The organism is Daejeonella oryzae DSM 19973, from assembly GCF_000422945.1.
Lineage (GTDB): Bacteria > Bacteroidota > Bacteroidia > Sphingobacteriales > Sphingobacteriaceae > Daejeonella > Daejeonella oryzae.
The window spans coordinates 430916-446813 of record NZ_KE383964.1 but is presented as its reverse complement, the minus strand read 5'-3'; the positions used below and the strand labels follow the sequence as shown (position 1 = coordinate 446813).

Here is a 15898-nt window from a genome sequence, read left to right as displayed (position 1 = left end):
CATCGCATATTTGTACTATCAATAAATTAAAAAATAAAAAAAAATAATTATGTTTTTTCAACACATTTACGACAAAAGCCTTGCTCAGGCAAGTTATTTCATTGGTTGTCAGAAAGCCGGCGTGGCCGCAGTTATTGATGCTAAGCGGGATGTGGATACCTATCTTGAAATAGCGAAAGCCAATAACATGAAAATCACTCATATTTTAGAAACCCATATTCATGCCGATTTTCTTGCAGGTTCAAGAGAGCTTGCAGAACTCACCGGAGCGGATATGTATCTTTCTGATGAAGGCGGTTCTGGCTGGGAATATGAATTTCCTCATGTAGGATTAAAAGATGGCGATAAAATAAAAGTAGGAAATCTTACTATTGACGTATTGCATACTCCGGGTCATACTCCGGAAAGCATCAGCTTTCTATTAACTGATAATCCGGCAATTAACAAACCGGTTATGCTGTTCACCGGCGACTTTGTTTTTGTTGGAGATATTGGCAGACCTGATTTGCTTGAAAAGGCAGCGGGGATGAAAGGAACCCAGGATATTGGCGCTCAGCAAATGTATCAATCCATCAAAAAATTTGATGCCCTGCCTGATTTCATTCAGGTTTGGCCTGGTCATGGTGCCGGTTCGGCATGTGGTAAAGCCTTAGGTTCTGTACCTAGCACAACCGTAGGATATGAAAAATTAAGGAACTGGGCATTTCAATACGGGCAGGACGAAAAAGGCTTTGTCAAATATTTACTCGAAGATCAACCGGAACCGCCGAAGTATTTTGCGATGATGAAAAAGCTGAATAAAGTAGATCGTCCGCTTTTAACTGAAGTCCCAAAACTTAAAAAACTTAGCGCTGAAGAATTAAAAGCCAATATGGCTAAGGGAATGAAATTACTGGATGCACGCGTTAAAACCGATTTTGCAGCAGGCTTTATTCCGGGAAGTATCAACATTCAGGGAAATAATTCTTTCGCAACCTGGGCCGGATGGTTCTTAAAATACGAAGAGCCGTTTATGCTTTTAGCTGATGAAGGTCAACTAGATGATCTTACCAGGAAGTTAATGCGAATCGGACTGGATAAGATTGAAGGTTATGTACCTTCTACTTCTACATGGACCGAAGCTGGCGGTACATTGCAGAAAGCTAATGTAATATCTCTCGAAGAAACTAAACGACTGATTCAAAATAACGGAGTACAGGTGGTAGATTTAAGAGGCGCTTCTGAATTTAAGGCAGGCCATATAGCTAAAGCCGAAAACATATTTGTTGGAACTTTGCCGGAGAATTTAGATAAAATCAGCAAAGACAAAAAAGTAATTATTCATTGCCAGAGTGGAGACAGAGCAACAATCGGTTATTCCATCTTAGCAAAAAATGGATATACAAATGTTCTTAATTTCTCAGGAAGCATTAATGAATGGGTAAATGCCGGAGAACCGGTAGTTTCCTAAGTAATCAGACCATTGTATTAAAAGCTGCCCACACCCCCGGGCAGCTTTTATATTTATATTTCATCCCGGAGTTTGCAGCGATATGAATAATAAGGAATAAACTTAGTTGAAAATCATAATGAATGACTTAAACAAACAGATTAATAAAGACCTCATTTTGCGGGAACGCCTGGCAATTGAGAGAACTTCAATGGGTAACGACCGAACTCTTCTAGCATTCATCCGCACATCACTATATTTCTCTATTGCCGGAATGTCTGTAAACAATTTAATCGAGATTGATTATGGATTATGGTTTGAAATTGCATTCTGGATTATGGCAGTACTCATTCTGATAACCGGATTTTTTAAATATTTTAAACAGAAAAAAAGCTTAAAAGAAAGCGAAAAACACATTGGGAATTACCGCCTTCACTAGAATTCAAGCTCCCCGATGTTAATTATAAATAGTACCCTTCTGTATAGCTATCAGATTTAAGTGGTTTAATATTAATACTATCGCATAATCTTTCCCTGATTTTAAAAATCCCATTTGTAACCTTTGTTACCAATATTCTTTCTTTAAGCCTGTACTTTTGTTGTACCAAAACAAATTGGGATATATTTAAATCAGGAATACCATGAGACAAACTATTTTAACAAACTGGTCAATTATCCGATTCCTAAGACTGATGATTGGTCTGGCTATAATTGTACAGGCTTTCATTATCAGTGATGTACTTCTGGGTGTTGCGGGTTTATTGTTTAGCAGCATGGCCGTGTTTAATGCGGGTTGTTGCGGAACAGCCGTATGTGCTCCAAAAATTAGAAAGTCTTCGGGAACTATTAAAGATACCACCTATGAAGAAGTGGTTTAATAATAATATTTTATATCTAACAGGAGCAATAATCGGCGCCTTCACAGGATATTTTTACTGGCAGCAGATAGGTTGTACCTCCGGCACTTGCGCCATAACATCTCAACCGCTAAACAGCACAATTTATGGTGCGGCCATGGGAGCTTTATTGCTGGGCATGTTTAAAAAAGAAAACAAAAAGCAGTTTGCAGAAGAAAAAGTACAGGAATAAAATCAGGAAACTGATAATTCAAATCCAGGTAAGATCATAAATAATTTCACTTAATAAACGGCAAAGCCGGATGGATAAAGGGCCTGATTGGATAAACAGCATATATGATATAATTTACAATTCAACAATTTAAATTTTAAAAAAATGAACATATTTAAACAGATATTCGGTGGTTCAGAACCAGTAGATCTAAAAAACATTATTGAAGAAGGAGCATTTTTAGTGGATGTAAGAAGTCGGGGTGAATTTGCCGAAGGCCATGTACCAGGTTCAGTAAATATCCCTCTGGATATTGTACCCGCACAATTAGAGCAATTTAAAGACAAGAAAAACATTGTTGTTTTCTGTCGCAGTGGCAACAGAAGCGGCCAGGCAAAAGCAATTTTAGAACAGAATGGGTTTAAAAATGTAGTGAATGGCGGTACCTGGGAAGATATAAAGCAATTTGTTAAATAATACTCCCCGCTTTAAAAACATTACCGGAATATATTGACATCATCCGGATTTGAAAAAAGTCTGCTTAAGAATTGATGCTAATTTGCCATCAAATAATCTAAATCAACAAATTATATGGAAAGTTTAAAAATACTTATCCCTACCGATTTCTCAGTTCAGGCAGAATTTGCTTACCTGATGGTAAAAAAGCTTGAAGAAAAATCAGACATTGAAATTAACTTTCTACATGTTTTAGAAGTGCCTGACACCGTAACAATTGATGCTAATGGCGAAATCAGAACTTGCGGAGAAATTGACATCAACTACGTTTTAAAGCAAAAAGAAATAGCTGAAAGAAAATTAGCAAATCTGAAGAGCCTGTACGGAGATCAGATTCAAACCCATTTGGTACTTGGAAAAACAACAGATGCTATTTTAAAATTCTCAGAAATAAATCATTTTGATTTAATAGTAATGGGTACAAAAGGCGCATGGGGTTTAAAAGAAAAATTATCAGGATCAGAAACACAGGTGATAGCCCGCAAGTCTAAAACTCCATTGCTTTCCCTGATGTGCGATCGCTCGGATCTTATAATCAGCAATATTTTATTAGTATATAATTTCAGCAATCCGGTAAAAGAAGACATATCTCTTTTGCATAAACTGATCAATGCATTTGGCATCAAGCTACATTTGCTACAAATAACAAGCGGTAGTACACAGGGAGATTTGGCTACGGTTGAATCAAATATGAAAAAATTTGCGGAGCTTAATAATATTACAAATTACGAATGTCATTTGATCAATGATAAGGATGTAGAGAACGGCGTAATTCATTTTAACCAAATGAATAATATGGATCTGATTTGTATCGGTACACACGGAAAAGGTGGAATGTTCCATCAAAGTGCAACCGAAAAATTGATCAATCACTTGTTCAAGCCCATTATTTCATTTCATTTAAATAACACTAAATAATCATGATAGATATCATAACACAAACCTGGTCATGGTGGTTCTCAGGGGCTCTGATAGCCGGAATCATGTTTTTCCTTTTATATTTCGGACAATCATTTGGCTTTTCATCAAACTTAAGAACCATCTGTGCTGCAAGCGGCCTGGGTAAAAAGGTTAAATTTTTTGACTTTAACTGGAAATCACAAATCTGGAACCTGGTATTTCTGGTTGGTGCTATTATCGGTGGCTTTTTAGCCAAACATTATCTCTCTACCGATGCGCCGGTACAAATTTCGCAAGCAACAATAACAGATTTAAATCAGTTAGGCTTTGCTGCTCCTGCTTCATTACAACCGGCAGAATTATTCAGCATGGAGGCTGTTTTTTCACTGAAGGGATTTCTTGTTTTGGCTTTAGGAGGATTAATGGTGGGCTTCGGATCACGTTATGCGGGCGGCTGTACATCAGGGCATGCAATCAGCGGTCTATCTGACCTGCAGGTTCCCTCTCTTATTGCTGTAATCGGATTTTTTGCAGGCGGTTTAATAATGACATTTTTAATATTCCCATTAATATTTTAATACTATGAAATTTTTAAAATTTGGCTTACTCGGTATAGTCTTCGGCATTGCAATGGCTAAATCAGAAGCCATTTCATGGTTCCGGATACAGGAAATGTTCCGTTTTCAATCCTTTCACATGTATGGAATTATTGGTACTGCCGTAATTCTGGGCGTAATTGGCGTTGCGTTAATTAAAAAATATAAAATCAGGGATTTCCACGGTAACCCGATCGTATTTGCTCCAAAGGAAAAATCAGTTACACGCTATCTTTTAGGAGGATCAATCTTTGGACTTGGCTGGGCATTAAGCGGTGCCTGCCCCGGACCCATGGTCGTAAACATCGGCTACGGTTTCCTGTCCATGATTATTGTATTTTTCTTTGCGCTGGTTGGAACATATTTGTATGGATTATTGAGAGATAAATTGCCTCATTAATTTTCAAACTAATCTTTTCAGTCAGGAAATCAGCATCAAATATTGTTTATATATGGGGATCTCAAAAGCCCCATATTCCATTTTATTAACCTCCCGGAATTAATTCTGAAACACGGAGTATTGTTCCGGGATGTTTGTTTTCGGACCATGTTCTGTAAACATTCTTCCCTTTTTCTAAACTCGATAAAAATGAAAAAAATCATGTTAGCAGTAATGCTAATATTATTTACCGGCGGAACTATGCTCTTTGCACAAAATCAGGAAATTGCTGAGCAATCTGAAATTGAGAAAAGCGAAGGGCTTAAAAATGTAGACTCGACTTCTTTACTTTCGGCTTTAAAAAAGGCTCAGATCGATGGCCACTTCAGATACTTTTTTATGGCAACTGATAATAAAAAGGGCCTGACGGATTATTATGCAAATGCGGTTGGTGGCAGCATTCGTTATGAAACCGCACCCTTACATGGCTTTCAGCTTGCTCTAAGCGGATCATACATTTACAATATGGGCTCTTCCGACTTTACCTTAGCCGACTCTGTAACAGGGCAATTAAACCGCTATGAATCTTCTCTTTTTGATATTCAGGATCCGGCTAATAAAAAATTCATCACCCGTTTAGAAGAAGTACATCTCAAATACAATTATAAAAAATCTTCAGCAACTGCAGGCCGGCAGTTAATTAATACTCCTTTCATTAATTTACAGGATGGGCGAATGCGCTCTACAGGAGTAGAAGGTCTGTATATAGAATTCAACGAGATTAAAAATACAAAAATTGAGGGTGGCTGGCTCTACGCTATTTCTCCGAGAGGAACTACAAAATGGTATAACACAGGTGAATCAATGGGAATTTATCCGGCTGGTTTAAATACAGACGGAACAAAATCAGCATACCTAAATTCTATTGAAAGTAAATCTGCTGCTATTTTAGGAATTAGCACAAACATCAATAACTTAAAACTTCAGGCCTGGGACCTATTCTCCGAAAATGTTTTTAACACCGCTATGCTGCAGGCAGATTTGATGTTCCCTATTAAAAACAAAAGTTCAGTATTTGCTTCCGCACAGCTGATCAGACAGGATGCGGTGAATGATGGAGGAAATCCGGATGCTGCCAGAACCTATTTTGAAAAAGGAGGTAAAGCCGTTTCTTTAGGTACAAGAGCCGGTTGGAGAAATAAGATATTTGAAGCCAGCTTAAACTACAATCGGATCACAGCTCATGGACGCTATTTAATGCCCCGTGAATGGGGACGAGAGCCTTTTTTTACCTTTCTTCCAAGGGAACGAAATGAGGGATTTGGTGATGTTCATGCTTTTATGGCAAAAGTGAATTATAATATTCCCCGCTCAGGGATGAACACATCTTTGTCAGCAGGTTATTATCAAATGCCCGACGTAAAAAACTACAAGTTAAATAAGTATGGCTTACCTTCGTATACACAGATTAATGCCGATGCCCGATATTCTTTTACAGGAACGTTTAAAGGCCTTGAAGCTCAATTCCTGATTGCAGGAAAAATTAATAATGGTAAAACGTACGACAACACCCGTTTTGAAATTAATAAAGTAAATATACTTCAATATAATTTTGTGTTAAATTATCATTTCTAAGATCCTATGAATAATACAGCAACTTTCGATTCGACTTTTGAACCTGCGCTTGTTAAAGAAATGCAGGAGTTTGGTGAGTTAAAGCATTATAAAGAAGGTGATATTATCATGGATTATGGTAAATACATCCGTATGATGCCCATCATTGTCAATGGCAATATCAAAGTGCTGCGCATGGATGAAAACGGAAAAGAAATATTACTTTATTATTTGTCGAGCAACGAAAGCTGTTCAATGGCCTATAGTTGCTGCGTAGAAGCCAAAAAAAGTGAAGTAAAGGCAATTGCCGAAGATGATGTGGAACTGATCGCCATTCCGCATACTAAACTGGATGAATGGCTTTGTAAATATCCCAGCTGGAAAAACTACATTATGCGCAGTTTTAATGAACGTTTCTTAGAATTACTTAAATCAATTGAGAGCATTGCTTTTCATAAACTTGATGAACGGCTTATCTCCTATCTCAGAGAAAAACAGCGTCTTTCCGGCTCGAGTGTTATTAAAGTTTCTCATTATTTAATTGCCGATGAATTGGCCACATCAAGAGTAGTTGTTTCCCGTCTGCTAAAACAATTAGAAAATGATGGCAAAATTTTACTTTACCGGAACGAAATAAAACTCCTTAAAGAATTTTAATTAACTATTTTTTCTGTAGAGACCTGGATATGCAGAATTCCTAAGCGTATTTTCTATTCTTTTTCAAAAATCCATTGCTTAAATTTAAGCTAAGAAATTTATTTCTGTTGATTAAAGGCTTCAGTCAATTTTAGCAGAATTAGTTAAACAGATAAACCTATCTTTTAATTTAAAAATGAACATCTTCCGGGTTTGTTCAAATACCTATTCTTCGGTAACCTTTGCTATGTGACTTTTGTTACAAATGATTGTTCACGTGTATTATAACTTTATTTATATAATTCTGCATGAGTAAATAGAAATTTATAAGTGCTTTACATCTTAAGAATAATTCAAAATGCCTCACAATAAGCAAAATGAAGTTGAAAAAGCTATAATCAGCGTATCCCGCTCGGTAATAATCATTTCTGTACTTTTCTTAGTTGTTGCAGGTATTTTTATAAGTATCCTATTTGAGTCAGGAACGGATGAAAGATCAGCAGATCAATTGCAATCCACTCCTCAAGTTCCAGTTACTGAAGCCAGTTCTCCTGCAATAGAGAATACTAAAACTAATGTAGCAAGTGCGTTATGGACCGCCCCGGATGAAAGTACGCTGCCCTCGGGAACAGAAGGGGAAATAATCCTTTATGGTAAGGAATTAATTGCCCATACATCTACATATTTGGGTCCCAAAGGCAAAGTTGCCAGTATCAGCAACGGAATGAATTGTCAAAACTGTCATCTCGATGCAGGAACAAAACCCTGGGGGAATAATTACTCGGCCGTTTATTCTACGTATCCCAAATTCAGGGCCCGCTCCGGCACTAAAGAATCTACTGTAAAAAGAATTAACGACTGTTTTGAACGCAGTTTAAATGGGAAGGCGCTGGATAGTACAAGCAAAGAGATGAAAGCTATGCTTGCTTATATGAAATGGCTTGGAACCGGTATAGAAAAAGGTAAAATTCCGGCAGGTGCCGGCTTAGAAAAGCTTGCCTTTCTTGACCGGGCTGCAGACCCTAAAAAAGGTGCGGTAGTTTATTCCGGTAAATGTCAGTCTTGCCATGGTAAAAATGGTGAAGGCTTAGCCAATCCCGAGCAAACCGGATATCTCTATCCTCCCCTCTGGGGAAAAAATAGTTATAATGATGGCGCAGGTTTATTTCGTTTGTCCGGATTCTCTGGCTACGTGAAAAATAATATGCCATTAGGCGCTACTCACGAAAATCAGCAGCTAAGTGATGAAGAAGCTTGGGATGTGGCTGCCTATGTAAATTCTATGCCGCGGCCTCATAAAGATCAAAGCGGCGACTGGAAAGACACTTCAAAAAAACCGTTCGATTTCCCGTTCGGTCCATACGCTGATAAATTTTCGGCAAAACAACACAAATACGGCCCGTATGACCCGATTGTTAAAGCCTCGAAAACCGGCGGTAAATAATTCTAATTCTTCATGCAAATGCTGGTAATCAAATTTTAAAAAGATTAATTATGACTATGCCTAATTCCGAAACCTGCAATTGCCATACTGAGCGTCGCAATTTTATCAAAACCGTAGGCATGGCCGGCTTAGCCTTAAGCGGGTTACCGCAGGTTGCATCAGCAATAACCGGAGATATAAATCATGAACAGGAAATCCTGAAAAGTAAAACTTTGCAGCAAGGTAAAGCTAAACGCATTACTTTGCTTCATACGGCGGATATACATGCCCAGCTTTATACCCATGATGAATTCTTTTGGGAGAATGAGAAAGAAGTTTATAAAAAAAGAGGCGGATTTGCAGTTCTCAAAACTATGCTGCATACGCTTAAATCACAAAATCCGGATAACACGTTAATTATTGACGGTGGCGATTGCTTTCAGGGTGGCGCCGTTGCAGCATTGAGCGAAGGCAAAGCTATTGTGCCCCTGATAAATAATATTGGGTATGATCTGGTTTTGCCCGGAAACTGGGAAGTTGTATATGGGAAAGAAATAATGCGTGAGGATATGGGATTTTACCAGGCCCAAAAAATTTGCGCCAATATGTTCCACGATACAAAAGATAATGAGAATGGCGACTTAATGTATCCTCCATATTGGACAAGCAATATGGGCAGCTTAAAAATTGGATTTATAGGCTATAACGATCCTTTAACACCAAAACGTCAGTCTCCTGCGTACAGCGAGGGAATTAAATTTACCAAACCGGAATTAAACGTTGCAAAATATGTTCGTATTCTGAGAAAATATGAAAAATGCGAAATGGTTTTTCTTGTAACGCATATGGGTTTGGCTCAGCAGGTAGATCTGGGAAATAATCAGGAGATTGAGGGTGTGGATTATATTTTGGGTGCTGATACGCATGAACGTGTTCGAAAACCTATCGATGCCAGGTACACAAGGGTTACCGAACCGGGTGCTTTTGGCTCATTCATTTCCAAACTGGATATAGTTCTGGAAGACGGGAAAATAAAAGATCATAATTACCAGCTTTTAGATGTTGACCCGGAAATATATAAGCCCGATCAGGAAATGATGGATTTGGTTTTAAAAGCAAGAGATCCTTATAAAAAAGAACTGGATAAAGTAATTGGGAAAAGCAGGGTTCCATTGGTGAGGTATTACGTTTTAGAAAATCCAATGGATAATATGATTACCGATGCGATTATGTGGAAATTCAAACCGGATATAGCATTAAGCAACGGGTTTCGTTTTTGTCCGCCTTTAATTCCGGATGCGAAAACGGGTTTAGCAGAGATCACTTATGAATTTTTATGGAGCATGCTTCCTGTAGAAAGCATTGCAAAAGAAGGTGAAATTTCGGGTCAGCAATTATGGGAATGGCTTGAAAAAGAACTGCACAATGTGTTTGCCGATAATCCTGCGGAACGTTTCGGAGGATGGGTGGTACGATTCTGCGGCATGGAAATAAATTTTACGGCATATAATGAAAAAGGCAAACGGCTGAATTGGGTAAAAGTCAAAGGCAAAAAAATAGATAAGGAAAAAATGTACAGCATTGTGGCCTGCGAAAGAGAGGGCGATCCTGATGATACTTTATGCCGTGTGGAAAATGTAAAGAGTGCCAGAAAGCTAAATTCTTCGCTGCACCAAATCTTAACCGAGTATCTTGCGGTACATTCGCCGGTATCTCCAAAAATTGAAGGAAGAGTTACGGCAACAGATCAGCCGGCTGACTTATTATCTCAGTTAGAAGGTTACGATTATAAATTTATTTAGCATCTTGTGAATAAATAAACCACCTGATTTATTTATTATAACGCATCATTAAAATCATTCCCGTTTTATTAATTCTTACCAAATACTATTCTTATGAAGAAATTATCCATCCTGATAGTAACCGCTTGTTTTTTCATGTTTACTGCACCTGCATCTGCACAGACACAAAATCATGTTTTTACAGGAGCAGAAGCAACCCTTTCTAATTATAAAGCTTTATATGTCCTCAATAACGGTGATGAAAAGAAAATTTCCGGAATACTTAGGAATATTAAAAATGCAATGGCCGATCCCCGGTTGAAAGGTAAACTGGAAATTGAATTAGTTGCCTTTGGCGATGGAGTAAAATTGTTTGAAAAGAGTGGCCCATTTGAAGAGAGACTTACAGATTTGCTTACTAAAGGAGTTATCCTTGCCCAATGTGAAAACACATTAATTCAAAGAAAAATTGAAAAGAGTAGTTTATTCTCATTCATCTCCTACGTTCCCAGTGCTAACGGAGAAATAATTATCAGACACTCCCAGGGATGGGCAATACTGAATCTGTAAAAATCCTTTTTGTTTTAATCTTCATTATTAGTAAAACTCTACTCTTTATAACTATTATTTCTGCATTCGCAGTGATTAATATTTCACAGCGACCTTCGTCATCCCTTTCATTTCGCAGGTAAGGCATATTTATTTATAATCACGTTTTTAAATCATCGCATGTTATGACGATGGTCATCTTAGGCACAGTTTGATATGTAAATATTTGTATACCGGATTCCGCTCCTTTACTAAAGAAGTCTGCCTATGAAATCAAGCGACCTGATCATAACCAAAGCCAGCGGACTGAAAGTCACATTTTCTACCGAAAAATTTAAGCGATCACTGATAAATGCAGGGGCTGATGAAGAACAGGCCCAATTAATTCTAAATGAATTAAAGCCAAAATTGTACGAAGGAATTTCTACAAAAAAAATTTATCGTATTGCTCATAATCTTCTCCGGGAACGCTCGGGTCACCTGGCTGCAAAATATCATTTAAAAGGAGCCATTATGGAACTGGGGCCTTCGGGCTATCCTTTTGAAAAATTTATTGGGGAAATATTAAAACACCAGGGGTACTCCATAAAACTAGGGGAAATTGTAAAAGGCAAATGTGTGTATCATGAGATAGATGTAATAGCTGAAAAAGAAGATCATTATTTTATGATCGAATGCAAATATCATAATCAGCCCGGAATTGTTTGTGACGTAAAAATCCCGCTTTACATTCAGTCAAGGTTTAAGGATGTGGAACAAAAATGGATTCAGATTCCGGGTCATGCCCATAAAATTCATCAGGGCTGGGTGGTTACTAATACCCGGTTCACCCACGATGCAATCCAATATGGAATCTGTGCCGGGCTACAGATGCTTGGATGGGATTATCCCAAAAAAAATAGTTTAAAAGATCAGATTGACATGCTTGAACTATATCCGATTACCTGCCTTACTACGCTTTCCAAATTCGAAAAGCAGCAATTGCTGGATAAAAACATTGTTTTGTGCAAAGAAATCTGTGATCGAGAATATTACCTGAGTGACATCGGAATAAAACCTTCCCGCATTCCCCTGATTCTTGAAGAAGGTCATCAGCTTTGTCATAATTAACTTAAAAGCGGAAATAAAAATTAGGGAACTGATATCCTCAGTTTGTCATCTGTTCTGGGAATAACTAAAATAATATCTATGAATAATAACATTGAGATTAGTTTTTTAGGTGCCGCGGGAACGGTGACAGGCTCAAAATACCTTATTAAAACGCATCAGAAAAATATCCTAGTGGACTGCGGTTTATTTCAGGGAATCAAAAAACTCCGCTTATTAAATTGGGAAGAACTTGAGATAAATCCTTCACTCATTGATGTCATTCTCCTGACTCATGGCCATCTGGATCATGTTGGTTATTTACCAAAACTTGTTAATGCGGGTTATAAAGGTAAGATATGGGGGACTTCTCCAACCCTTGAAGTCGCAGAAATTATATTGCAGGATAGTGCCAGAATCCAGGAAGAGGATGCCAAAAGAGCAAATGAAAATGGATATTCAAAGCATAATCCCGCAAAACCATTATACACATCAGAAGATGTAAAAAATACAGTACCGCATTTTTCTCCTCAGCCTCCGGATGAATGGCTAAAAATAGATGATGACATTCATTGCCGGTTCAGATACAACGGACATATTATTGGATCCACTTTTATTGAATTGAAAATCGGCAAAAAATTACTTGTTTTTTCGGGAGATATTGGCCGGGAGGTTGACCCGCTGATGTATGCTCCCAAAAAACCTGAAGAAGCAACTGTTTTATTCATAGAATCAACCTACGGCGGACGCCTTCACCCCAGAAATTCTGAAGATAATTTAGCCTCGATAATTAATAATTCCTTTGAAAAGAAAGGAATTGTTATTATCCCGAGTTTTGCAGTTGAGCGAACCCAAATGCTCATGTACCTGATCTGGCAATTAAGAAAAACGGGTAAAATAGCAAACATACCGGTGTACATGGATAGCCCGATGGGAAATAAGGTCCTGGATATTTTTCTCAACAATACCAACTGGCACCGCCTCAGCGCCGATCAGTGCAAAGAAATGTGCCGGGAAATACGATGCGTAAAAACAGTTAAGGATTCTGTAAAATTAGTGGCGGATAATAGTTCGAAGATTGTTATTGCAGGCGGAGGAATGGGATCTGGCGGCCGCGTTCTTAATTATTTTCAAAAATATCTGGAAGATCCTTCAGCCACCATATTACTGGTAGGATTCCAGGCCGAAGGTACGCGGGGAAGGCAGTTGCTTGAAGGAGCAAATGAAGTGAAATTATACGGCAAATATTATACAGTAAATGCCAGCATCGAAAACCTGCAGGGTTTATCAGCCCATGCAGATCAAAAAGAGTTAATAGACTGGCTGAGTCTTTTAAAGCAAAAGCCCGAATATATTTTCATCGTTCATGGTGAGCCGCAATCTGCAGATTCATTAAGAGTAAAAATAAAAGATGTATATGGCTGGAACTCTATCATTCCTTCGTTAAATCAAAAAATTGACGTCTAATGAATAAACCGCAGCAATTAAAAGCAAAAAATATTGGGATTGATACCTATCGGGAAAATATCATTTTTATGCGGGCAGATTGCCAGGTATGTCTTTCTGAGGGATTTACCGCATTAAAAAGAATAGTTGTTCACTTTAATTCAAAAAGCATTATCGCAACGCTGAACGTAGTTCATTCTGATTTGCTTTCATCCGGAGAGGCAGGCTTATCTATGGAAGCTATGAAAAGGCTGGGTGTTAATGACGGGGAGTTAATCAGCGTTTCGCATTTAAAGCATATTAGTTCGCTGAGTCTGGTAAGGGCCAAACTATACGATAAAGAATTAAGCGAGCAGGAGTTTGCTGAAATCATTTCTGATATAGCGGCAGGAATGTATTCCAACATTGAACTGGCGGCATTTATATCGGCATGCGCCGGAGACAATCTTTCCAAAAACGAGATAATCGGCTTAACAAAGGCGATGATTAATACAGGTCAGAGAATTCAATGGAATAATAAAATTATCTTAGATAAACATTGCGTAGGCGGTCTTCCGGGTAACCGGACAACACCTATTATTGTGAGTATTGTGGCCGCAGCCGGATTAACCATACCAAAAACATCGTCAAGAGCCATTACCTCACCTGCCGGAACCGCAGATACAATGGAAACAATGTCTCCCGTAAATCTTAGTCTGGCAGAAATTAAACAGGTGGTTGGCCAGGAAAATGGCTGTATAGTTTGGGGCGGAGCCGTACAACTAAGTCCGGCTGATGATATACTGATTTCTGTGGAAAAAGCTTTGGAAGTAGATAGTGGCGGACAAATGATTGCATCTGTTTTATCCAAGAAAGTAGCTGCAGGTGCAACTCACGTATTAATTGATATTCCTGTGGGAGATACTGCCAAAGTCAGGTCTGCTGAAGAAGCGCTATTGCTTCAATCTTACTTCGAAGCTGTTGGAAATGCGATCGGCTTAAAAGTGAAAGTTGTATTAACCGATGGCTCCCAGCCGGTGGGCAGAGGAATTGGCCCTTCGCTGGAAGCTTTAGACGTACTTTCTGTACTTAGAAATCAGGAATTTGCTCCTATGGATTTAAAGGAAACTGCTATCTGGCTTGCCGGAGAATTACTGGAATTATCCGGTCAGTTTGCGGTTGGAACGGGAAAAAAGCAGGCAGAAACTATCCTGAAAAGTGGGAAAGCATTATCCAAATTTATATCCATTTGCCACAAGCAGGGAGGATTTAAAGAACCTGCGTATGCCCGGTTTAAACAAGATGTACTTTCAGAAAAAGGAGGAATTGTTAAAGCTGTTGATAATCGAAAACTTGCCCGGATAGCAAAATTGGCGGGTGCTCCCAGATCAGCTTCGGCTGGTATTTTATTTCATTCTCCGCTAGGGAAAAAAGTCAATAAAGGTGATGTTTTATTTACCGTTTACGCAGAAGCAACCGGAGAACTGAATTATGCTTTGGAATATATGAAAGACAATAATAATATTATTACCATTCAATAAACAGTAATAATAAACCTGAATCAATTTATATATTTTTAAAATAAGCTGATTGAAAAATGGATTATATTGTACTTGCCTTACCCGGGAATCAATTCTTTGCAGAAGAAATAGCCGGGTTTTTACAAACGAATTTGGGCAAATTAGTTATCAGTCATTTCCCCGACGGGGAAACCTATTTGCGGGTTGAAAGCAGTGTGGAAAATAAGAAAGCAATTATTGTTTGCACAATGGATTATCCGGATAAGAAAATAATACCCTTATATTTTCTTGCAAAAACGTTAAAATCATTGGGCGCAAATTCAATTTGCCTGGTTGCTCCATACCTGGCTTACATGCGACAGGATAAATCTTTTAAAACGGGCGAAGGAATTACTTCTGATTATTTTGCAAAACTTATTTCCGGCTTCGCCGATGAGCTAATTACCATTGACCCGCACCTGCATCGCAGAAATTCACTTTCTGAAATTTATTCAATTCCCTGTAAAGTAATTCACGCTTCTCCCCTAATTTCAGAATATATTAAAAGCCATATTTTAAATCCGCTACTCATCGGGCCCGATGAAGAAAGCGAACAATGGGTTTCAGAAATAGCAAAAAATGCCGCGGCTCCTTATCTCATTCTTAAAAAAATCAGGCTTGGTGACCGGGACGTACAAATTACCTTACCTGAAATCAAAAAATATAAAAACCATACGCCTGTTATTGTGGATGATATTATTTCAACTGCTGGCACCATGATCCAAACGGTGAGGCTTTTAAGAAAAACAGGAATGACTGCACCGGCTTGCATTGCTGTACATGCAATTTTTGCCGGGAATTCTTTTGATGAGTTGAGAAAAAACGGAGCCGGAGAAATAATTACTACCAACAGCATTGCTCATCAATCGAACCTCATTGACATTAGCCATTTACTGGCCAGGAATATTGATTAAAAGATATTTTAAATCTGAATAGT

The 15898-nt window shown here is 38.3% G+C and carries 17 protein-coding genes; all 17 read left to right on the top strand.

Annotated features, from left to right (window positions below):
- Nucleotides 1-49: 49 nt before the first annotated feature.
- Nucleotides 50-1450 carry an MBL fold metallo-hydrolase gene (locus G521_RS0115165; protein WP_026899278.1) on the top strand — a complete coding sequence of 467 codons (1401 nt, stop codon included), beginning with the start codon at nt 50-52 and terminating at the stop codon, nt 1448-1450.
- Nucleotides 1451-1568: 118 nt separating this feature from the next.
- Nucleotides 1569-1868 (top strand): DUF202 domain-containing protein, encoded by a 300-nt coding sequence (locus G521_RS0115160; RefSeq protein WP_036679472.1) that lies wholly within the window; start codon nt 1569-1571, stop codon nt 1866-1868.
- 202 nt (nt 1869-2070) lie between these two features.
- On the top strand, nt 2071-2307 hold the full coding sequence (locus tag G521_RS0115155; protein ID WP_026899276.1) for a hypothetical protein: 237 nt from the start codon (nt 2071-2073) through the stop codon (nt 2305-2307).
- On the top strand, nt 2291-2518 hold the full coding sequence (locus tag G521_RS0115150; RefSeq protein ID WP_026899275.1) for a DUF6132 family protein: 228 nt from the start codon (nt 2291-2293) through the stop codon (nt 2516-2518). Before G521_RS0115155 ends, G521_RS0115150 begins: the two co-directional genes overlap by 17 nt.
- Nucleotides 2519-2662: 144 nt before the next feature.
- Nucleotides 2663-2974: a rhodanese-like domain-containing protein gene (locus tag G521_RS0115145; RefSeq protein ID WP_026899274.1), complete on the top strand. Its 312-nt coding sequence runs from the start codon at nt 2663-2665 to the stop codon at nt 2972-2974.
- A 114-nt stretch (nt 2975-3088) separates the two neighbouring features.
- Nucleotides 3089-3931: a universal stress protein gene (locus tag G521_RS0115140; RefSeq protein ID WP_026899273.1), complete on the top strand. Its 843-nt coding sequence runs from the start codon at nt 3089-3091 to the stop codon at nt 3929-3931.
- 2 nt (nt 3932-3933) lie between these two features.
- Nucleotides 3934-4491, top strand: a complete 558-nt coding sequence (locus G521_RS0115135) for a YeeE/YedE family protein (protein ID WP_026899272.1) — start codon at nt 3934-3936, stop codon at nt 4489-4491.
- Nucleotides 4492-4495: 4 nt separating this feature from the next.
- Nucleotides 4496-4909 (top strand): DUF6691 family protein, encoded by a 414-nt coding sequence (locus G521_RS0115130; protein WP_026899271.1) that lies wholly within the window; start codon nt 4496-4498, stop codon nt 4907-4909.
- Nucleotides 4910-5098: 189 nt separating this feature from the next.
- Nucleotides 5099-6523 (top strand): OprD family outer membrane porin, encoded by a 1425-nt coding sequence (locus G521_RS0115125; protein ID WP_026899270.1) that lies wholly within the window; start codon nt 5099-5101, stop codon nt 6521-6523.
- A 6-nt stretch (nt 6524-6529) separates the two neighbouring features.
- On the top strand, nt 6530-7159 hold the full coding sequence (locus G521_RS0115120; RefSeq protein ID WP_026899269.1) for a Crp/Fnr family transcriptional regulator: 630 nt from the start codon (nt 6530-6532) through the stop codon (nt 7157-7159).
- A 337-nt stretch (nt 7160-7496) separates the two neighbouring features.
- A complete protein-coding gene (locus tag G521_RS0115115) occupies nt 7497-8582 on the top strand; it encodes a c-type cytochrome (protein ID WP_026899268.1) in 1086 nt (361 codons plus the stop codon).
- Nucleotides 8583-8632: 50 nt separating this feature from the next.
- Nucleotides 8633-10363 carry a bifunctional metallophosphatase/5'-nucleotidase gene (locus G521_RS0115110; protein WP_081675097.1) on the top strand — a complete coding sequence of 577 codons (1731 nt, stop codon included), beginning with the start codon at nt 8633-8635 and terminating at the stop codon, nt 10361-10363.
- 93 nt (nt 10364-10456) lie between these two features.
- Nucleotides 10457-10912: a DsrE family protein gene (locus G521_RS0115105; RefSeq protein WP_026899266.1), complete on the top strand. Its 456-nt coding sequence runs from the start codon at nt 10457-10459 to the stop codon at nt 10910-10912.
- Nucleotides 10913-11158: 246 nt separating this feature from the next.
- On the top strand, nt 11159-12001 hold the full coding sequence (locus G521_RS0115100) for a restriction endonuclease (RefSeq protein WP_026899265.1): 843 nt from the start codon (nt 11159-11161) through the stop codon (nt 11999-12001).
- Between the two features lie 78 nt (nt 12002-12079).
- Complete coding sequence (locus tag G521_RS0115095; protein WP_026899264.1) at nt 12080-13444, top strand: MBL fold metallo-hydrolase RNA specificity domain-containing protein; 1365 nt, start codon at nt 12080-12082, stop codon at nt 13442-13444.
- On the top strand, nt 13444-14943 hold the full coding sequence (locus G521_RS0115090; RefSeq protein WP_026899263.1) for a thymidine phosphorylase family protein: 1500 nt from the start codon (nt 13444-13446) through the stop codon (nt 14941-14943). The genes G521_RS0115095 and G521_RS0115090 overlap by 1 nt, the downstream gene beginning before the upstream one ends.
- A 56-nt stretch (nt 14944-14999) precedes the next feature.
- Entirely contained in the window at nt 15000-15875 is an 876-nt protein-coding gene (locus tag G521_RS0115085) for a ribose-phosphate pyrophosphokinase (RefSeq protein WP_026899262.1), read from the top strand.
- Nucleotides 15876-15898: the final 23 nt, after the last annotated feature.